General features: G+C 66.1%; 15 protein-coding genes. 8 read left to right on the top strand and 7 right to left on the bottom strand.

What is annotated here, in order from left to right; genetic code table 11:
• Nucleotides 1–325: 325 nt before the first annotated feature.
• The 3 genes from F7O44_RS17110 to clpS form a co-directional block, all read right to left on the bottom strand.
• Nucleotides 326–1,399 (bottom strand): aldose epimerase family protein, encoded by a 1,074-nt coding sequence (locus F7O44_RS17110; RefSeq protein WP_162451464.1) that lies wholly within the window; start codon nucleotides 1,397–1,399, stop codon nucleotides 326–328.
• 110 nt (nucleotides 1,400–1,509) lie between these two features.
• Nucleotides 1,510–2,076, bottom strand: coding sequence for a DUF2017 domain-containing protein (locus F7O44_RS17105; RefSeq protein WP_222851441.1), 567 nt, complete (start codon nucleotides 2,074–2,076; stop codon nucleotides 1,510–1,512).
• 32 nt (nucleotides 2,077–2,108) lie between these two features.
• Nucleotides 2,109–2,405, bottom strand: a complete 297-nt coding sequence (gene clpS, locus F7O44_RS17100; protein ID WP_162451463.1) for an ATP-dependent Clp protease adapter ClpS — start codon at nucleotides 2,403–2,405, stop codon at nucleotides 2,109–2,111.
• A 212-nt stretch (nucleotides 2,406–2,617) separates the two neighbouring features.
• Between clpS and F7O44_RS17095 the strand changes: the two genes are divergently transcribed.
• Nucleotides 2,618–3,913 (top strand): nicotinate phosphoribosyltransferase, encoded by a 1,296-nt coding sequence (locus F7O44_RS17095; protein WP_162451462.1) that lies wholly within the window; start codon nucleotides 2,618–2,620, stop codon nucleotides 3,911–3,913.
• A complete protein-coding gene (locus tag F7O44_RS17090; protein WP_162451461.1) occupies nucleotides 3,910–4,509 on the top strand; it encodes an isochorismatase family protein in 600 nt (199 codons plus the stop codon). The genes F7O44_RS17095 and F7O44_RS17090 overlap by 4 nt, the downstream gene beginning before the upstream one ends.
• Before the next feature lie 351 nt (nucleotides 4,510–4,860).
• Here F7O44_RS17090 and F7O44_RS17085 read toward each other — a convergent pair whose 3' ends face one another.
• The 4 genes from F7O44_RS17085 to F7O44_RS31950 form a co-directional block, all read right to left on the bottom strand.
• Nucleotides 4,861–5,103: a hypothetical protein gene (locus F7O44_RS17085; protein ID WP_162451460.1), complete on the bottom strand. Its 243-nt coding sequence runs from the start codon at nucleotides 5,101–5,103 to the stop codon at nucleotides 4,861–4,863.
• 61 nt (nucleotides 5,104–5,164) lie between these two features.
• Nucleotides 5,165–5,968, bottom strand: coding sequence for an HAD-IIB family hydrolase (locus F7O44_RS17080; protein WP_162451459.1), 804 nt, complete (start codon nucleotides 5,966–5,968; stop codon nucleotides 5,165–5,167).
• A 26-nt stretch (nucleotides 5,969–5,994) separates the two neighbouring features.
• A complete protein-coding gene (locus F7O44_RS17075; protein ID WP_162451458.1) occupies nucleotides 5,995–6,660 on the bottom strand; it encodes a response regulator transcription factor in 666 nt (221 codons plus the stop codon).
• Nucleotides 6,657–7,883: a histidine kinase gene (locus tag F7O44_RS31950; protein WP_162451457.1), complete on the bottom strand. Its 1,227-nt coding sequence runs from the start codon at nucleotides 7,881–7,883 to the stop codon at nucleotides 6,657–6,659. The genes F7O44_RS17075 and F7O44_RS31950 overlap by 4 nt, the downstream gene beginning before the upstream one ends.
• A 168-nt stretch (nucleotides 7,884–8,051) precedes the next feature.
• Between F7O44_RS31950 and F7O44_RS17065 the strand changes: the two genes are divergently transcribed.
• The 6 genes from F7O44_RS17065 to F7O44_RS17040 all read left to right on the top strand — a co-directional run bounded on the left by F7O44_RS17065 (nucleotide 8,052) and on the right by F7O44_RS17040 (nucleotide 20,153).
• Entirely contained in the window at nucleotides 8,052–8,993 is a 942-nt protein-coding gene (locus tag F7O44_RS17065) for an ATP-binding cassette domain-containing protein (protein WP_162451507.1), read from the top strand.
• On the top strand, nucleotides 8,990–9,958 hold the full coding sequence (locus tag F7O44_RS17060) for an ABC transporter permease (RefSeq protein WP_222851439.1): 969 nt from the start codon (nucleotides 8,990–8,992) through the stop codon (nucleotides 9,956–9,958). Before F7O44_RS17065 ends, F7O44_RS17060 begins: the two co-directional genes overlap by 4 nt.
• Nucleotides 9,959–10,196: 238 nt before the next feature.
• The gene (locus F7O44_RS17055; protein WP_162451456.1) at nucleotides 10,197–11,336 is read left to right on the top strand and encodes a hypothetical protein; all 1,140 of its coding nucleotides are present in this window, start codon (nucleotides 10,197–10,199) and stop codon (nucleotides 11,334–11,336) included.
• A gap of 184 nt (nucleotides 11,337–11,520) precedes the next feature.
• Nucleotides 11,521–14,361, top strand: a complete 2,841-nt coding sequence (locus F7O44_RS17050; RefSeq protein WP_162451455.1) for an AfsR/SARP family transcriptional regulator — start codon at nucleotides 11,521–11,523, stop codon at nucleotides 14,359–14,361.
• 541 nt (nucleotides 14,362–14,902) lie between these two features.
• Nucleotides 14,903–17,095: a zinc-dependent metalloprotease family protein gene (locus tag F7O44_RS17045; RefSeq protein ID WP_162451454.1), complete on the top strand. Its 2,193-nt coding sequence runs from the start codon at nucleotides 14,903–14,905 to the stop codon at nucleotides 17,093–17,095.
• 253 nt (nucleotides 17,096–17,348) lie between these two features.
• Nucleotides 17,349–20,153 (top strand): BTAD domain-containing putative transcriptional regulator, encoded by a 2,805-nt coding sequence (locus F7O44_RS17040; protein ID WP_162451453.1) that lies wholly within the window; start codon nucleotides 17,349–17,351, stop codon nucleotides 20,151–20,153.
• The last annotated feature ends 65 nt before the right edge of the window (nucleotides 20,154–20,218 follow it).

Raw genomic sequence — 20,218 nt, 5'->3', positions numbered from 1 at the left:
CCCACACCCCCCCCCCACAAACTAGAACCCCCATGCGCGACAACCACTGGTAACCCACCCACCGACCCCACAACCCCACCCCACAAAGGAGAACCCCCATGCGCGACAACCACTGGTAACCACACAGCCCCAGAAGGCATGATGCGGAGAGGACCGAGACCGCGCTGAGGCAGAGCGCGGCTCTATAGGTGGACACATCCTTGTCGGTCTCGTCCCGGGGCGGGGGAACCGGGCGGGACGAGACCGAGGGGTACTGGGCGCGCGAACATGCCGTTCGGAACGGCCCAAACCGGCGAACGTCCGAAAAGCTAGCCGTGATCGCCGCTCAGATCGTGGAGAACGCCATCACGGTGGTAGAGCTGTACTCGTCTTCCGGCCGCAGCACGATCGACGGAAACTCCGGCCGGTTCGGCGCATCCGGAAAGTGTTGCGTCTCCAGAGCCAGCCCATCGCCGGAGCGATAGATCCCCCCGCTGGGGCCGACCAGCGTGCCGTCGAGGAAGTTGCCCGAATACACCTGGATACCCGGCTCGGTGGTATGGATCGTCATGACCCGCCCGCTCGCCGGTTCGACCAACCGGGCGGCCAGTTCCAGGTCGGTGCCCGTCCGGGACAGAACATGGTTGTGGTCGTAGCCTTGCGCGAGCAGCATCTGCGGGTGGGAATCGCGGATCCGGGCGCCGATCTCTGTCAGCTCGCGGAAGTCGAGCGGAGTGCCGCTTACCGGGGAGATTTCCCCGGTGGGAATGACATCCGCGTTCACCGGCGTGTAGTGCTCAGCATTCAGTTGCAGCTGGTGCCCCAAGACACTACCGCTGCCCTCACCTGCGAGATTGAAATAGGCGTGGTGCGTCAGGTTGACGAGGGTCGGCGCGTCGGTGGTGGCGTGATAGTCCACCCGGATCGCATTGTCTGCTGTCAGCGTGTAAGTGACCGTCGTCCGCAGCTCGCCCGGATACCCTTCTTCCCCGTCCAAGCTCGTATAGGTAAGCCGGATGCCAGGATCGTCGCCGTCGATCGTCGCCGCTGCCCATGTTCGGTGACTGAAACCGGCCAGGCCTCCATGAAGGTGACTGGTGCCCTTGTTCTGCGCGAGTTGGTACGTCTTACCGTCGAGCGTGAATCGGCCGTGGCTCAGCCGGTTGGCACAACGTCCGGTGATGGTCCCGAAGTACGGATTGCGCTCCAGGTAGTCAGTGAGGTTGTCAAACCCGAGTGTGACGTTCGCCAGTCGCCCAGCCCGGTCGGGCACATCAACCGACTGCAAAATTCCACCGTAGGTCAGGATCCGGATGCGCATTCCGGATTCGTTCGTGAGGGTGAAGGCGTCAATGTCGGTGCCGTCAGGCAGCGTGCCGAAGACTTCCTTGACGATCGCTGGAACGTTCGACTCGAGCATCCACACTCCCTGTAGTTCTCCCGCAACGACCTCCGCAGCTGGTCACCATCACAGCACACGGCTTGCGGAACGGCGCGGGTGGCGGTGTGTCCACGAGCCCGGTCGGTGAGTCAGCCGAGGCCCGAGGACAAGGTCCGGACCAGTGTCTCCTGCAGCCAGCCCAACCAGTCGTAAACGTCGTGGATGTGCCTGCGGGGATCATCCTCCGGCAGGGCAGCCCACACTGCCTCATCACCCTCGGTGACTCCCAGGCGTGTCCCCAGCGCCAGCCGTAGGTCGGTGAGCGTCCGCAGCCATGCGTCGGTTTCGTCCGGGCCGAGCTCGACCCTGGTCTTGCTTCTGTCCCGCGGCCGGCGCGCCGCCGGATCGGCACCCTCGGCAGTGGCCAGCGATGCCAGCACGGTGGCGGCGGTGGCTGATTTGGCTTCCCGCAGTCCGCGTTCGGTGAATCGGCGAAAATCGGAGGCCGCTTCGCCGTCGTCCTGGTAGCCGTCCGGGAACAGCCGAAGCAGGACCGGGTCGGTGGGCCGCACCGGCTCGTCGTCGGCCAATCCCAGGGCCGCGGCCCAGTCTTCGTTCTCCCGCTTGTTCTCGGGATCATCCCGGACAAGTTCGAGTAGCTGCCCAACGAGCGAGCGAAGCAGCTCGACTTCAGCCTGGTGGAAGGACGCGGTCACCCCGCCTCCGCGGGTCCGCCGGAACGCGGTACTCAGCCTAGGTCCTCCGCCTTCTGCAGAGTGGCCCACAACCCGTAGGAGTGCATGGCCTCGACATCGCGTTCCATCTCTTCTCGGCTGCCCTGCGACACGATGGCCTTGCCCTTCTCGTGCACGTCGAGCATGAGCCGCTCCGCCTTGACCTTGGAGTAAGCGAAATATGCCTGGAACACGTACGTCACATATGACATCAGGTTGACCGGATCATTCCACACGACCGTCACCCAGGGCGTGTCAGGCACCGGAGCCTGATCAGCCTCCGGACGCTCGATCTCAACGGGCGCAGTCATCACAATCTCCTATGGTCTCATCCTTGGGCTTCCACGGCCACCAACCATGAGCCAACACAGCAAGATCAAACCTCCATCCAACACCCTCCAGCGGCTTCCGTACCCTCCAGCGGCTTCCGTCCGTTATCTCGGCCCTCAGGTTCAATGTTGGCGGCGCGCCCGATCCCGCATTTGTTCGTCACCGCGCCTCGGTGATGACTAGTCTGGCATTCATGCAGGCAACGACGGCTCTGCTGACCGATCACTACGAGCTGACCATGCTGCAGGCGGCGCTCGCCGACAGCGCGGGCCAGCGACGTGCGGTTTTCGAGGTCTTCGCCCGGCAGTTGCCAGATGGTCGGAGGTACGGCGTCACCGCAGGTACCGGGCGTTTGCTGGAGGCCATCGAGGCCTTCCGTTTCGACGACGCGGCTCTGACTCACCTGGCCTCTGCCGGTGTGGTCGATGAACCCACCCTGAACTGGCTCGCCGACTACCGCTTCTCCGGCGACGTGTGGGGTTACGCCGAGGGCGAACCGTACTTCCCCCACTCCCCCATTCTCCTCGTCGAAAGCACTTTCGCCGAAGCTGTGCTGCTGGAGACCCTCACCCTGTCCATCCTGAACTTCGACTCCGCCGTGGCCGCGGCCGCCTCCCGGATGACGGTCGCGGCAGCTGGGCGGCCCTGTATCGAGATGGGGTCCCGCCGCACCCACGAGTACGCCGCCGTCGCCGCCGCGCGAGCCGCATACATTGCCGGCTTCGGTTCCACCAGTAATCTGCTAGCTGGTCAGTACTACGGCGTACCGACCCGGGGCACAAGTGCACACGCCTTCACCTTGCTGCACGACACCGAACGCGACGCTTTCACCGCTCAGGTGCACTCGCTAGGCAAAGGCACCACGCTGCTGGTCGACACTTACGACGTCGCCGAGGCGGTCGCACTCGGCGTAGAGATCGCCGGAACGGACCTGGGCGCGGTCCGGCTCGACTCCGGCGACTTGCTTGCCCAGGCGTATGACGTGCGCGCTCAACTCGATGAGCTCGGCGCTACCGACACCAAGATCGTCGTTACCAGCGATCTCGACGAGTTCGCGATCGCCGCGTTAGCCGCAGCCCCCGTCGACGGCTACGGCGTGGGCACCTCGCTTGTCACCGGCTCCGGATCACCCACTGCCGGCCTCGTCTACAAACTCGTCGCCCGCGAAGGGCAAGACGGCGAGCTCGTCGCTGTCGAGAAGAAGAGCAAAGACAAGCCGGGCGTGGGTGGACGAAAGCATGCCGCTCGCCGTTACGACCGCCACGGACTCGCCGACGCTGAGACCATCTCGGTGAGTGGGCCGGTGTCGGGAGATCACTTCCGTCAGCTGCTGATCCCGCTGATCCGCGAGGGTGAGGTAGTGGGCCACAAGTCGCTCGACGACGTCCGCCGGCACCATGAGCAGCGCCGCGCCGAGCTTCCGCGCACTGCGTTGCAGATGTCGCGCGGTCTACCAGCCATTCCTACGCGCTACGAGGAGCAACCATGAAGCGCGCACTCATTGTTGTCGACGTACAGAACGATTTCTGCGAAGGCGGCGCGCTCGCCGTCGGAGGCGGTGCCGCCACCGCCTACTCGATCGCTGAAGTGCTCAAACAATGGCAAGACGCCGATCCACCCGATCGGGTGTATGACTACGTGGTGGCGACCCGCGACCATCACATCGACCCCGGGGAACATTTCTCCGACAACCCGGACTACGTGACGAGCTGGCCACCACATTGCGTGGCCAACACCGACGGCGCTGCCTTCCACCCCAACCTCGATCCCCAACCATTCGACGCCATCTTCAACAAGGGCGAGTACTCCAGCGGCTATTCGGGGTTCGAGGGCACCGCGCAGAACGGGCTGGGCATGGCCGACTGGCTACGAACCCACGACGTCACACATGTAGAGATCGTTGGTATCGCGACTGACCACTGTGTACGGGCCACCGCGCTCGATGCTGCCCACCACGGCTTCAACACACAGGTCACACTCGACCTGACGGCCGGCGTCGCCCCTGACACCACCAATCGGGCGCTCCACGACATGCGCGCGGCCGGGGTGCGACTCCGGGGAGAACCGGTCGTCCGCGCCGCCTGATCACCAGACCCGGTCCCCGGCACTGGGCGGAGCAGGACGACCCACCTCACCTAAATGAGGCGTTCGACTCATCCGTGGGTGGTCGCGCTTTGCCGCGTTGGGTCTCCGTGAGCCGGTGGTGTGCTGTGGCGTGCCTGCGTCCCGGCCCCTCGGGGCGGGGTGGTGTGAGTGCCGAACTAGCTCGAGTGCCCGAAGCTGCCGGCGGCCCGTCGTGGTTCACACGACGATCTTCACGACCGGTGTGTGCCCACTCGTGTGACTCCCGACGGCCTCCAGCGGCGTTTCTTGGCACGACGATCTTCACGACCCCCATACTGGCCCGGCTGGCCGCCCATGTTCACACGACTATCATCACGACCCGGCCGCGAACACCGATGCGCCCGCTCCGCGCCGCACGACGATCTTCACAACCGGTGACACCAACCACCACAGCCCTGCCGCCAAGCGTGGCGCAGTGGTCGTGAAGATCGTCGTGTGAACCACGACGGGCGCCCAACCCCGGAATGTCCGGTCGTGAAGATCGTCGTGCCAGAAACAGCCAACCCTGTAGCCCACCCGCCAGCCCCGGACGAACCACTCCAGCAACCCATACACGAACTCACCCCACGCGCATGCCACCAGAGCCCTAAATGATCATGCTTGGCGAGGCGGGCGGTCAGGCGAAGAAGCGTTCGAGCACCTGGGCGACGCCGTCGTCGTCGTTGCGACCACACCGGTGGCCGGCTGCTGCCACCGCGTCCGGGTGTGCGTTCTCCATCGCGAACGACGTCCCGGCCCACTCCAGCATCAATGAGTCGTTGGGCATGTCGCCGAAGGCGACAACCTCGTCCGAGGCGATGCCGCGCTCGGCGCAGAAGGCGGCCAGCGTGGACGCCTTGGAGATGCCGAGCGCACTGATCTCAAGCATGGGCGCGGACTCCGAATAGGTGGTCGAGGCGAGGTCACCGACCACCGCGACGCCCTTGCTCACGAACTCCGGGGCCGGGATACTCGCGTGCCGGGCGATCATCTTCGCGACCGGCTCGGCGAGCAACACATCGAGTTCTGCCTCGATCGCGCCGTCCGGCAGCGGCCAGCGGTTCTGGAAGGCCGACTCTTTGCCGTACACCAGCTCGCGCTCAATCGCGAACGTCACCCCCGGCAGGGCGGCACGTAACGCCAGCGCGACCTCCATGGCGACCTGCCCGTCCAGGCTGTGCTGCTCGATCAGCACCCGCCGGTGAACGTCGTAGACAAGTGCGCCGTTGGCGCAGATGGTCACGCCGTGTCCGGCGACAGCGTCGGCGAGGATGTCCAGCCATCGAGGCGGGCGGCCGGTGACGAAGACCACCGTGGCTCCGGCGTCTTCGGCTAGGCGCAACGCCTCCCGGGTGCGCGAGGACACGGTTCCGTCGCTGCGCAACAACGTTCCATCGAGATCAGTGGCGACAACACGGGGCTGCGGTACATCAAACGGCACCGGACAATTGTCTCAGGAACCGGCCTTCAACTCGACTCCGGCAGTATGAGGCCGGATTGGACCGCGAATACCACCAGCTGGGCGCGATCGCGCGCGTGCAACTTCACCATGGCGCGCCCCACATGCGTGCGCACGGTGGCCGGGCTCACCACCAGTTCGGCAGCGATCTCGTCATTCGATCGGCCGGTTGCCACCCACGCCATGATCTCGCGCTCGCGTTCGGTGAGCCGTTCGAGCTGTGGGTGCGGTGTGCGCGACGACGCTCCGCGGGCGCTGAATTGCTCGATCACCCGGCGAGTCACCGAGGGCGACAGCAGGGACGCGCCGTCGGCGACAACGCGGACGGCATGCAGGAGTTCGTCAGGCGCGGCGTCCTTGAGCACGAACCCACTGGCGCCGCCCCGGAGCGCTTCGAAAACGTACTCGTCGAGCTCGAACGTGGTGAGCATCACGACTCGGACGTCGCTCAAGGCCGGATCGGCCGTGATCTCCCGCAATGCGGCGAGACCGTCCAGTTCTGGCATCCGGATATCCATCAGGACGACGTCGGGAACAAGCGTGCGCACCGTGTCCACTCCGGCGCGGCCGTCGTCGGCCTCCCCGACCAGCTGGGTATCCGGCTCGCTGTCCAGGAGCGTGCGCAGTCCCATTCGGACCAGTGCTTGGTCGTCGACAACCACCACGCGGATCATGGTGTCGATCCTGGCACGGACAGCCCGGTGCCGGCCTTCTGCCCGGCCGCGCGCGGATCTGCCGGGTGCGGTCCGGCCGGACGGGGCAGCCGCGCACGGACCACGAACCCGCCCTCAGGGGCCGGCCCCGCTTCGAGATCGCCGCCCAGCGCCTCGGCCCGGGCGCGCATTCCGGGAATCCCCATGCCACCACTGGTCTCCGTGAGCCGTCCCGTCCGTTCCCCACGGCCGTCGTCGGTGACCGCGATTTCCAGATCGTCGCCGCTCCACGCCACCCGCACCCGGGCGAGGCGGGCGTCGCTGTGCCGCAGGATGTTGGTCAACGACTCTTGCACGATGTGGTAAGCGGCCACGTCCAGCTCCGGGAGCACGTGCCCAGCCTGGACATCGGCGTCCACCTCGACCCCACCCCGACGGACACGGTCGAACAGCGCGCCGGCGTCGGCCAAGCCAAGTCCCGGGCGGCGCGGCGCGTCGTCATGCTCCGGTTCGCGCAGCAACTGCAGCTCGGCCCGCAAACGGTCCAGTGACTCCTTGCTGGCTTCCCGGATGGCTTCGAGGGTCTCCCGCGCCTTGTCCGGGTTGCGCTCGAGGACATGCAGGGCTACACCGGCCTGCATAGCAATCACCGCGAGACCGTGACCGACGGAGTCGTGCAACTCCCGAGCCATCCGCAACCGCTCCTCCGACACCGCCCGCCGAGCCTGAGCCTCCCGCACGCCCGCCTCGGACTCACGCCGGATCCGGACTGCGGCACCGATGGCCGTCGGAACAGCGACGGCCGTGAACGACGCGCCCACCCAGCCCAGAAAGGGAAGACCCTGGTCTGCGGCCAGTTCAGTGCCGAAGCGGACGCCGCCGGCAACGTGCACCGAGAGGCCGAGCAGCCCGTTCCAGAGCAGCGCCTTTCGAAGCGGCCATGCGAGCGCCGTTCCCACTGCCGCGACCGGGACGGCGATGAGCATCGGCCCAAAGGCATAGCCGCCCAGAAGATATGTCACGACCGCGCCGCCGGAGCACGCCAGCGTCACGCCTGGCCGCCGGCGCAACATGACTGCCGACACCGCAGCGAAGACCACGAGTGCGTAAGCGAGCAGGTCCGGCTCCCGGCTCCAATCCAGCTGATCCCCGCTGGCACCTCGCGTCCCACCGAGCCCCGGAATCAGAATGAGGAGCACCGGCCACAGCTCACGCCACACACGAGACACGTCGGGGAACCGCACCAGATCACCTCCTAGCAGCGCACGGAAGACACCCGGATCCGACCCTAATGCCGGCGCCGGCCGTGCCGCGTCAGGTTGGATGCGTAATCGACGTACGTTGATCCGCGTATGGCCGGTACCGTCACGCTGCTGACGCGCGACGACGCGGGCGGCGGCGATTCTCTGGACATGAACGAAACAATCGTCACCACCGAGAATCTCACCAAACGCTACGGCGAGCACACGGCCGTGGACGAGGTCAGTCTCACCGTCCGCCGCGGCGAGGTCTACGGCTTCCTGGGTCCCAATGGTGCCGGCAAGACGACCACACTGCGCATGCTCCTCGGGCTGATCAGACCGACCAGCGGAACCGCCACAATCCTGCGCCACACACCTGGAGAACCGGCGGCCAAGCGGCGAGCCGGAGCTCTTATCGAAGACCCCGGGTTCTTTCCGTATCTCTCCGGGAGAGACAACCTGCGGGTGATGACGCGCTATCTCGCCCTGAGCGACTCCGCCGCCGACGCCGCACTCGACCGTGTGGACCTGACCGGTCGTGGCGGCGATCCTTTCCGCACCTACTCGCTGGGGATGAAGCAGCGGCTGGGGGTCGCGGCGGCACTGCTCGGCAACCCGGACCTCCTGGTGCTCGACGAGCCGACCAACGGGCTGGATCCGGCCGGCATGGCGGACATGCGCGAGCTGCTCGTCGAGCTGGCCGGGCACGGCCAAACGGTGCTGCTGTCCAGCCACCTCCTCGGCGAGGTCCAGGACATCTGTGACCGGGTGGGGGTCATCTCCGACGGACGGCTGATCACGGAGAGCACCGTCGCCGAGATCCGGGGCATGAGCTCGCTCTACATTCGCGCCGAGCCGGTCGACGTCGCCCTGGCGGTTGCCATGCGGATCGCCGGTGACGACGCCGTGCACCTGCTCGACGGCGACGCCCTGCGACTCGACGTGGGTGCCGGCGCGACCCCCGGGATCACCCGGGCACTGGTGGACGCTGGTGCCGATGTCCACGAGGTCCGCACTTCGGAGCGCTCCCTCGAAGAGGTCTTCTTCGAGATCACCGCGACCGGCGATGCGGCGAACTCGACCGCCTCAACAGCAAGGAGTCATGAGCGATGAGTGACACCCAAACGACTCGTGGACAATCGTCGATCCAGCAGCCCCCTGTTCACGCCCGCGGAGCACATCACAGCTCCGCCGGCATGGCGGGCAGCCATGTCGCTTCGTTGCTGGCGAGCACCAGGGCCGAACTGCTGCGGCTGCGCAAATGGCCAGCCATGTGGATCATGCTCGGTACCGGCCTGCTTCTCAACATCCTGTTCGGCTACGTCTTCAGCTACATCAGCTACCTCACAGGCAGCAGCTCGACGATCAACGAGGACGTACCACCCGCCGAGTTGCTTCACGATCTCCTACCAGTATCACTCGTCGAAACCACGCTTCAAGGCATGCCCATGTTCGGGGGCGCGATCTTGCTCATCTTCGGTGCTCTCACGGTAGGCAGCGGGTACGGGTGGGGGACGTGGAAGACGGTCTTCACCCAGGGCCCCTCACGAACGGCAACGTTCGGTGGCACGCTCATCGCGCTGGCATCAGTGGTGGCCGCGGTTGTCGTCGTCACATTCTCGACCAACCTCGGAATCAGTGTGCTGATTTCGGCCGTGGAAGCCGAGTCCCTCGTCTGGCCACCATTGTCCGAGACCGCACAAGGCGTCGGCGGCGCCATGCTGATCTACTCGATGTGGACCACCCTCGGCGTCGTCGTCGGGACCCTGACCCGGAGCCCGGCACTGGCCGTTGGACTCAGCCTCGTCTGGGCCCTCGCGGTGGAGAACCTGCTGCGTGGCGTCGCGAACGCCCTCACGGTGCTCGAACCCTTGACGAACGTCCTGCCCGGCACCGCAGCCGGTTCCATCGCCGGCGCCATGCGCATACCCGATCTCGGTGACGGGGCCGACGACGGCGGGGCCCCTGGGGTGCTGACGATCCTGGATGCGGGGCCGGCAGCACTGCTGCTCGCCGGTTACATCGTGGTATTCGGCATAGTCGCGACATTGGTCACCACCCGCCGCGACGTCGTCTGACCTCGGCTGGCCGCAGGAACGCCGACGTCCCCTTCCCGGTGATCGTGAGGATTCACGGCGAATTCATTCACGCACCCAAGAGTTTGAGGTCTAGACCTTTACATGCCGAAAGTTCTGCGGCACCCTCGCGACATACGAGCGAACGGAGCCCCCCATGAAGCTCATCCGAACAAGACCTGCGCCAGCAACAACTCAACGGGGTCGACGGCCAAATCGTCGCGGCCCGATCACCGCACTCGTGACCGGCGCCGCCGGCGCGGCCTTAGTCACCGCCTTGGTAACGGTTCCGGCCGAAGAAGCACACGCCCAGCCGAACCCGTCCAACATCCGCCTGGAACGCACCGACACCGACCCCGCGCTGATGAACGCGCTGCGCTCGGAGCTCGGCACGGACACGGTCGCCGACGTGCTCGACTCGGCCAACCGTTCGGCGCGCACCTGCTCACCGAATGTCAAGTTCCACTCCGCGTCGTTCTGCTGGAATTCCGGCGACTCTGCGGTGAGCTACTGGATGCCGCAGGGCATCACGACGACGGGCGACGCCACGGCCAACGGGCAGTGGCAGGGCCGTGAAGCACTCCTGAGCGCCGCATACGACAAGGACAGCGGTCGCGACATGGGGGTACGGATCAGCTTCTTCGACATGTCCAATCGCACCACGCCGCAATACCGTCACGTCCTTCTGGTCGAGCCGCGGTGGGACAACGGGGAGGCGTCATTCCGGTCGGTGAACGCTCATGCCGGCGGCATCGTCTGGTACGGCGACCAGCTCTACGTGAACAACACGTTCAACGGGCTCCGGGTATTCAACATGAACGACCTCATGCGGGTCTCCACCGGAGACAACACCAGGATCGGCCGCCAGCCGGACGGCAGCTACCTTGCCCACAACTACCTCTACGTGCTACCCCAAGAAGCTCACTATCATCCAAGCACCACGGGAGGGGAACCACGGTTCCGGTACTCACAGACGTCACTGGACCGCACCACGAGCCCGCACAGCCTGCTGGTCAGCGAGTACGGCAACCCTGGCACTGACACCCGGATGGCCCGCTTCAATCTCGACCAGAGCACTTACCACATCGCCGAAGACTCCGACGGATACGCCCGGGCCGACTGGGCCTACACGGTGGGCATCCGCGCCATGCAGGGCGCCACATCCGTGAACGGCAAGTTCCATATCCACCGCAGCAACGGCTCCTCTACGAGGGGCGACGTGTTCATCTGGCGCCCCGGCAACTTCGCCACCCAGCACACCAGCGCAGTGCCCGTCGGCCCGGAGGACGTGACCTATTGGCCCCAGTACGGCCAGATCTGGTCTCAGAGCGAGTATCCGAACCAGCGGTACATCTATGCATCGCGAGAAGCGTCTTGGTGATTCTCCGGCACGGGCGCGCGGACAGGGTGTTGCCATGCCCCCTGTCCGCGCGGCTGCCCAGCGTTCGGATTCTCCCTCATGATCTGCGGTAATTCGTCCCGGACTTTGCTGGTGGTCAATACCACCTGAATCGGCCCAGTACGCTGTCGTGTGCGTTTGCACGTGCACCACCGAAGGGGGCTCGATGAAGTTCGGCGTACTGGGACCGCTGACGGTCCACGATGACGCCGGGCAATCAGTACGCATCACGTCGGTCAAACAACGCTTGCTGCTTGCCGCCCTGCTTGCCTCCCGGAACACCCGAGTCTCTACCGACCAGCTTCTGGACACGCTGTGGGACGGGCGGCCGCCCTCGTCGGCCCGGAAGAACGTTCAGGCCTATGTCCATCGACTGCGCCGGCTGATCGGGGAATCGCGGATCGTGCACGACCGATCCGGGTACGAGCTGATCGTCAAATCCGACGAAACGGACGACGCCCAGTTCGAGCAACTCGTCGACCAGGGACGCGACGCCCTCGACAACGGCAACTATTCGGGCGCGTCGGAGGTTCTCGGCCGCGCGCTCGAAATGTGGCGCGGACCGACCGCGTATGGCGACGTCGACCAGATCGGCACGATCCGCGTCGACGCGGCCCGCCTGGCCGAACTTCGTCAATCCGTCCTCGAACTCCGCATCGACGCCGACCTCAACCTCGGTCAGCACGCCCGGCTCATCCCGGAGCTGACCACACTGGTCACGTCGTATCCATTACGTCAGCGCCTGTACGCACAGCTCATGCTGGCGCTGCACCGTTCCGGCCGTACGGCCGACGCGCTTGCCGTCTATCACCAGGCGCGAACCACCATGATCGACGAACTCGGGCTCGAACCGGGCACGGAGCTCCGAGACCTCGAACAGGCCATCATCGAGGGCGATTCAGCACTCGACCGGCCCGCGCACGCCGAACCGGCCGAACCGCCGCCGGTTGAGCCCGCCGCACCACCCGCCGAGCTGCCGTCCACCGACCCATCATTCACCGGGCGTCACCAGGAGCTGGATAGGATCACCGCCTGGCTCCGGGCTACGGCTCAGGACGCCGCGGCACCGAGGGCCATTGCGATCAACGGCCCAGGCGGTATCGGGAAGTCCGCGCTGGCGCTACGGGCCACCCATGCGGTAGCGGAGCAGTTTCCCGACGGCCAGCTCTATGTCAACCTGTGCGGTGCAACACCAGGGCTCGAACCGCTCGACCCGTACGCCGCGCTCGGCCGGTTCCTCCGCTCGCTGGGCGTCGAGGAGAACAAGATTCCGGCCGATACAGAGGGAGCCGCTACCCTCTTCCGCTCCACTATCGCCGGCCGTCGGGTGTTGATCGTGCTCGACGACGCCCACAACGCCGCGCAGGTGCGTCCCCTGATGCCTGGGCCGCGTTCCGGCTGCGCCGTACTCGTGACCAGCCGACGGGTACTGGCGACCATCGGCGGCGCACAGCATGTCTCGCTCCGGACGCTGACTCACGACGACGCGCTCGACCTGCTGTCTCGCGTCGCCGGACCGGAGCGGGTCGCGGCCGAACCCGAGGCTGCCGCCGAGATCGTCCGGCTCTGCGGGCACCTGCCCCTCGCCGTGCGCATCGCTGGCGCACGGGTGGCGGCACGGCCCGACTGGACCTTGTCGGCTCTGCAAGTCCGCCTCGGCAACTCCCAGGGACGCCTCGACGAACTGGAGCACGACGACCTCGCGGTACGTGCCAGTTACGACGTCGCGTTCGACGCGCTACCCGATAGCGCGGTGACCCTCTTCGCCTACCTCGGCCTCGTCGACTTCCACGACCTCACGGCCAGCACGGCGGCAGAAGTCGCCGGGCGCTCCACTGACGAAGTGCTGCGCGACCTCGACCTGCTTGTTGAGATGCAGCTGGTCAGCGCCACCTCGAACGAGCGGTTCACACTGCACGACCTCATCCGCCTGTATGCCAGGGAGCAGGCCGCCAGCACGTTCAGCGAAGCGGAACGGACGACGGCGATCCGCCGGGTGACACATCATTACCTCGCTACCGCCCGCAATGCCGCGCAGGCCGGCTTCTCGTGGTCCGCTCGGCGCGCGTCGGTCGGGCCGCAACCAGTTGAGCTACTGAGCCGGGGTATGCCCATCACCGGTGGCGCCTCGGCGACAGCATGGATACGTGACGAGGTCGACAACCTGGCTGCGGCCGCCCAGCACGCCGTGGGACTTCCCGACGAGGGGCCCTCTGTGCTGGCCGGGCTGGCGGTCGCACTCCACCATCCGCTACGGGACCAGGACCGCTGGAACGAGAGCATCACCATCGACCAACTGGCCCTCGAGGCGGCCGATGACATCGACGACGCGTGGCGGGCCCAGATCCACTGCGATCTAGGGGAAGGACTGGCCCAGCTCCATCAGTTAACCGAGGGGCGCTATCACTGCCAAGAAGCCCTGCGCATCTACCGGGCAGTCGATGATCGTAGCGGTGAGGCAGACGTGCTCGGTCTGCTCGGCTTCCTCTTCCGCCAGGCGAACCAGCTCGACTCGGCCATCGAGCACCACAACCAGGCACTGGCGATCCACCGCGATATCGGCAACACCGAAGGCGAAGCCCTGGTGCTCACCGACCTGGGTATCGTCTACCACCTCGCGGGCCGCCTCGATGACGCCATCGCCGCACACGAACAGGCACTGAACACCCACAACAATCTCCGGCTCCGCGGCATCACGCTCTCACGACTCGGACGAGCCCACCGTGATACCGGATGCTTCGAACACGCGCTCAACCGGCTAGAGCAAGCGCTTGCCATCTTCCAGTCAGGCAGCTACAGCATCGACCAGGCACTCACACACTGGCTGTGTGGTGACGTCTTGCGGGCTATGGGCCGCGACGGGGAAGCGCGTGACCATTGGCGACGCTCGCTCGACATCCTGTGCAGCATCGGCACGATTTCACGCGAGGACGCTTCGGAGGTACTGCGGTTGCCCTCCCCCCGGGCCCCGAAGAGCCTGCGTCTTGAAACTGGTTCTTCGCTTTGACCAACCCCCGCACACCGCACTGGCCGGGTACAGCACTCTCGGCTGGCTCGGCGAACAGGCCGTTGAAGCGCTCGTCACGATATACCCGAAATATATCGCCTCGTGGCATCCTTGGCTTGCTCTTACGCCGCGCCGACAAACGCATCGACGGGGGAAGAAATCACAGGTCGCAATCTGTGATCAAGCAGGGGCATGGCAGGTGGCATCTCGCCTGCCATGCCCCGTCGGCGTTCTCAGGGTCTGCGGGAAAGCGCCAGCGGAATCGGCCACCAGCGAAACGCCAATTACAACGTCCTGACCTGCGCCGATAGTTGCAACACGGGACAAAGCCACGCATATACCGGAAATATACCGGTCTTTGGCATCCTTTGGCGCGGTCGGTGAACCATGATCCAGTCCTGCCAGGCAGGTCTGGAGTTCTCGTGTGTCCATCGGCCCTGGGGGGCTTGAAGGTCACAACAATCTGCAAGCTCTCCTGGCCGGGCTGACGCAACCAAGCGGCGGTTCGGGAAACATCGAACAAACACCAGGAGAAATCACAGTGCGAGTTACTCACCGCAGATGGCTGACAGCCGCGGTGGCAGCAACCGGCGCCGGTGCTTTGGCACTCGGTACCGCGGCGCTGCCGGCGGTCGGCCTCGAGACCAAACCAGCCGAGGCTGGGACCGATGGACTGACTACTGCCAATTCTTTCGTCGAACCCAACTCCACAGGCCCCGAGGCGCTGTCGCAGCTGGACAGTGCCAGCCTGCAAACAGTCGCGGCTCGCGCCGGAATGACCGCTGACAAGCTGTCGTCTCTGCTCGAGTCGGGCTCCGCCGTCGTGAGCCCAGGTGGCTTCGTCGCTTTCGTGGACGACTTCCAGGTCGATGGTCACGTTCACTTCGACTTCGGCGCCGCGGTCGACGTGCCGGGCGACCCGGTGGGCGGCTCACGGCCTGACGCACCGATCACGATCTTCCTCGACTTCGACGGCCACACCATTCAGAACACCGAATGGAACCGTTACTATGAGGCGGACTCGATCGACGTGCCGGCGTACAACGTCGACGACGACTTCAAGTACGCGGTGTGGGAAGGCGTGGCGCAGGACTACGCGCCGTTCAACGTCAACGTCACCATCACCGACCCTGGCGCCGATGCGCTGTACAAGTCCTCGCCGGACGACACGAACTACGGTTCGCACCTGCTGATGGTCCCTGACAGCAGCGTCATGCCGGAAGGCCTCCAGGGCGGCGGCGGCTGGGCCTTCGTCGGCGGCTTCGGGAACGAGTTCCTCTCCCCGGCCATTACCCTCGCCGGGAACATGCAGGACAACCCGAAGTTCATCGCGGACGTCAGCAGCCACGAGGTCGGCCACAACCTCGGCCTGCACCACCATGGCACGCCTGACCTGGAGTATTACGCACCCGCCAGCGGACTGTGGGGCCCGATCATGGGCGCCCCGTACCAGGTGCCGCTGGGCACCTGGTCCGACGGCGCTTACCCCGGCGCCAGCAATCCGGAGCAGGACGACCTCGCGGTGATCGTTGATGAGAGCAACAAGCTCGACTCCGTCGCGCTCTTCCTCGATGGCCAGTTCTACACGGGCATGTACTGCACGGACGGCGACCCGAACAACCCGCAGCCGGGCGACCTGTTCGTCGTCTACGACGAGGCTGCCGCCGCCTGCACCGACCAGCTCCTGGACGCCGAGTTCACCTATGGCGGCGCCATCGACTACGTGTCGGACCCGCATGGTGACACGACGGCCGATGCCACCGCTCTGGACAATGCCGACGGCTCGTTCGAGGCCGAGGGCACCGTAGTCACCGCATCCGACGTGGACGTGTTCTCGCTGGTCACCGCCGGTGGCTCGGTCACCGCGGAGGCAGCTCCCATGGGCGCCGCCTCGAACCTCGACATCAAGCTGTCGCTGCTCGACGCGGACGGCAATGTCATCGCCGAGAACGAGCAGGAGACCACCGTCGGCGGCTCGGCGCAGAACCGCGTAGCCGATGGTCTCGGAGCTTCCATCACCGAAGACCTCGAGCTGGGCGTCTACTACCTCCAGGTCGAGGGGCGTGGCCAGGGTGACCCGGCCGACAACACCCCGGAGAACGGCGCGGGCTACACCGACTACTCCAGCCTGGGCTTCTACCAGCTCACCGGAGATGCCGAGCCCCTCGACGTCGCCCCGATCACCATCACCTCGCCCGAGGACGGCTCCGAGGCCGAGCCGGCTGGCCTCGAGGTCACCGGCACGGCGGAGGCCGAGGCCAGCGTGACGCTGAGCGTGGACGGCGAGACGGTCGCCGCTGCCGAGGCCGACGCCGAGGGTGCCTGGAGCACCACGCTCGAGGACGACCTCACCCCTGGCGAGACCACCATCACCGCCCAGCAGTCCATCGACACGATCACCGTGCCGCAGACCGCGTCGGTCACCGTCACGGTTCTCGGGGACGACCCGGGCGATGAGAACGGCTCCGAGGACGGCACCGAAGACGGTGACGACAACGGAACCGAAGGCGGGACCGAGGACGGCACCGACAGCGGTGACGACAACGGAACCGACAGCGGTGACGAGAACGGCACCGAAGACGGCGACGACAACGGAACCGACAGCGGTGACGAGAACGGTAACGAGGAGCTGCCTGACACCGGTGCCGGCAACCTGATCGGCCTCGCCGCCGGCCTGGGCCTGCTGGCAATCGGCGGCGTGCTCTACACCCGCACCCGCCGGGCCACGGTCTGACCCGACGAGGTAAACCACGGGCAACACACCCGTAACCGGAGCCGGGGGTGTGGCAGACGCAACGCCGTCTGTCACACCCCCGGCTCTTTCCAGATCGCAAGCCTGGCGCGGCCATCTCCCGCAGCGACCCGAGTTCCCGTCCACCGTGCCCATATACCGGGGGTATATTTCACACGCTGGTTCACCGGCACCGGAATACACCCGGTACATTCGGGTTCGCATCAGGACGTATGGGGGGTCGATGAGGTTCGGCGTGCTGGGCCAACTGGAGGTTCGGGATAGCTCTGGACGCCCCCTACCCATCTCGTCGCCGAAGCAGCGGCTCGTGCTCGGTGTGCTGCTGTGCTACCGCGATGTTCGAGTCTCTACCGAGCACCTGCTCGACATCGTCTGGAGTGGTGAGCCGCCGTCGTCTGCCCGCACGAATCTCCACGGCTACCTTCATCAACTCAGGCGCTCGCTCGGCTCGTCGCGCATCGTCCGGTACGGATCGAGTTATCAGCTCGTCGTCGGACCTGACGAGGCCGACGACCAGCTGTTCGAAGACATCGCCGACGCAGGCAGGCAGAGACTCGACGCGGGCGATGCCCAACGCGCGGCGGATCTGTGTCGTGAAGCGTTGCGGCTCTGGCGAGCCGAGCGCGCCTATCTCGATCTCGACGAGAGCATCGCGATTCGCACCGAGGCAGCTCGGCTGGAAGAACTCCGCGCCAATGCCCTCGAGAACCGCATCGAAGCCGAGCTGCGACTCGGCGCGCACCCCAAACTGGTCCCCGAGCTGAAAAAGCTCGTCGCCACCCATCCTCTACGTGAGCGCCTCCGCGGCCAGTTGATGACCGCCCTCTACCGGTGCGGCCGCGCTGCCGAGGCGTTGGAAGAGTTCCGCCACGCCCGCGCCAAAGCCATCGACGAGCTGGGGCTGGAACCAGGCGCCGACCTGCGTGAACTAGAACGAGCGATCCTGACCGAAGACCCTGCTCTCGACCCACCGTACGCACGTGCCGCCCGGACCCGAGCCGTGCCTGCCGAGCTACCCGCGCCCCATCCGTCGTTCACCGGACGCGACCAGCAACTGGCGGCGCTCACGCGACGGCTGGTGCCGGACGACGGTGGCGTTGCCGGGCCTCCCGTGGTGACCATCAACGGTCCCGGCGGGATCGGGAAGTCGGCTTTGGCCAGGAAACTGGCCGACCATGTCGCGGACCAGTTCTCTGGCGGTCACCTTTATGCCCATCTCCGCGGTGCGACACCCGGCGCTGAGCCCTTACCGCCGCACGCGGTTCTACACAGGTTTCTCCGTGCGCTCGGCGTGGAGGAAAGCGCGATTCCCACCGGCACCGACGCGGCGGCCGCGCTCTTCCGTTCGACGCTCTTGGACCGGTCCTGCCTGATCATGTTGGACGACGCTTATGACGCCACCCAAGTCCGCCCGTTGCTGCCCGGGCCGACGTCGCCGTCGGCGGTGATCGTCACCAGTAGACGTGCGCTCAGCAACATCACGACCGGCCACCACGTCACACTAGGCACGCTGTCACCGGATGAGTCCTATCTCTTGTTGAGCAGACTGGTCGGGGCTGAACGGATAGACCGGGAGCCGGAGATCGCCTACGAAGTCGCACGGCTGTGCGGACACCTACCCCTGGCGGTCCAGATCGCCGGATCCCGGCTCGTGTCACAACCACACTGGACGTTGGCGTCCCTCCGGCGCCGGCTGGACGATGCTCAGGGCAGGCTCGACGAACTCGCCTACGACGATCTGGCGGTACGCGCCAGCTGCGATGTCACGTATACGGCCCTACCGCCATCGACGGCTGAACTCCTGGACCACCTGGGGCTGATGGACCTACCGGATTTCACTGTGCACACCGCTGCTGCCCTCGTCGACCGGCCCACCGCCCAGGTGCGGCAGGACGTGGATCGCCTGATCGAGGCTCAACTGCTCACCGACACCGGCGCCGGCCGCCTGACGCTGCATGACCTCATCCGCCTGTACGCTCGCGAACAAGCCAGCCGTTCCATCAGCGAGCCAGACCGGTTGGCCGCTATCCGCCGTGTCCTGCACCTGTACCTTGTCACCGCCCGCCGGGCAGCCCCGGCAAGTGCCCCGTCGCATGAGCGACGGGCCGCCACCGGTCCCTCGACAGCTGATCTGCGAAGCAGCGGTGTTGAGCTGGAGAACGGCAGCGCCGCTGCCCGTTGGGTGCAATCTGAACAGGACAATATCGCGGCCGCGGCCGAGCACGCGGCTCTGCTCTCCGGCGACGGACCAGCCATCCTCGCCGGACTGGCGGCTGCCCTGTATCACCCCTTCCGCGGCCAGGGCAATCAGTTCGGCCTGATTTCGATCAATCAGCTCGCACTTACCGCGGCCCAGGCCGTCGGGAACTCCCTGTGGAGCGCGCAGATCCACCACGATCTCAGCGACTGTCTCTTCATGCTGGATCGGTTCGACGAAGCCCGCCATCACGGCTTCGAAGCTTTGGATGCCTATCGCCGCTGTGGAGAACGGCGCGGCGAAGCCGAGGCCCTGATGGCGATCGGCTACTACTTCGGTCACGACAAGCGCCTCGACGAAGCCGTCAGCTACTACGAGCAAGCCCTGGCGATCCACCGTGATCTGGGCGATGTCACGGGTGAGGTGCTCACGCTGACGAACCTCGGCACCACGTATCACCGCGCCGGCAAACTCGACGAAGCCATCGACATTCACGAACAGGCACTTCGCGTCGGGCACGCCAGCAGCGTCGAAGGGATCGTGCGATTCAGGCTGGCCGAGGCGTTACGCGACAGCAACGCCCAGGAACGTGCCCTCGAACACGTCGACGCGGCGATCGGCATCTTCCACGCCGGTGGTATCAGCTTCGACGAGTCCATGGCGCTCTGGCTGCGCGGAGAGCTCCTTCATGATCTCCACCGCCCCTGGGCGGCACGGGACGTCTGGAGGCACTCCCTGGATCTGCTGTGCGACACCCGAAGGTTGAGCTTCGAAGAAGCTGACGAGCTCATGCGATCGCTGGTTCCTTCGGCTCCAGAGGCATTCCGCCGCGGCCGGCCCTGACGCTACCCGTCCTCACCCGGCTGGGGCGAACACATCGCCAGTGCCCAGCGTGCCCGCCAGGGGTG

This window comes from Phytoactinopolyspora mesophila, assembly GCF_010122465.1.
GTDB classification, from domain to species: domain Bacteria; phylum Actinomycetota; class Actinomycetes; order Jiangellales; family Jiangellaceae; genus Phytoactinopolyspora; species Phytoactinopolyspora mesophila.
The sequence above is the reverse complement of the archived record's forward strand: the minus strand, read 5'-3'. Positions and strand labels throughout refer to the sequence as shown.

Coding starts and splice junctions, on each gene's coding strand:
- F7O44_RS17110 (WP_162451464.1), bottom strand. CDS start 1,399: ATGCTCGAGTCGAACGTTCCAGCGATCGTCAAGGAAGTCTTCGGCACG.
- clpS (WP_162451463.1), bottom strand. CDS start 2,405: ATGACTGCGCCCGTTGAGATCGAGCGTCCGGAGGCTGATCAGGCTCCG.
- F7O44_RS17095 (WP_162451462.1), top strand. CDS start 2,618: ATGCAGGCAACGACGGCTCTGCTGACCGATCACTACGAGCTGACCATG.
- F7O44_RS17090 (WP_162451461.1), top strand. CDS start 3,910: ATGAAGCGCGCACTCATTGTTGTCGACGTACAGAACGATTTCTGCGAA.
- F7O44_RS17075 (WP_162451458.1), bottom strand. CDS start 6,660: ATGATCCGCGTGGTGGTTGTCGACGACCAAGCACTGGTCCGAATGGGA.
- F7O44_RS17065 (WP_162451507.1), top strand. CDS start 8,052: ATGAACGAAACAATCGTCACCACCGAGAATCTCACCAAACGCTACGGC.
- F7O44_RS17060 (WP_222851439.1), top strand. CDS start 8,990: ATGAGTGACACCCAAACGACTCGTGGACAATCGTCGATCCAGCAGCCC.
- F7O44_RS17050 (WP_162451455.1), top strand. CDS start 11,521: ATGAAGTTCGGCGTACTGGGACCGCTGACGGTCCACGATGACGCCGGG.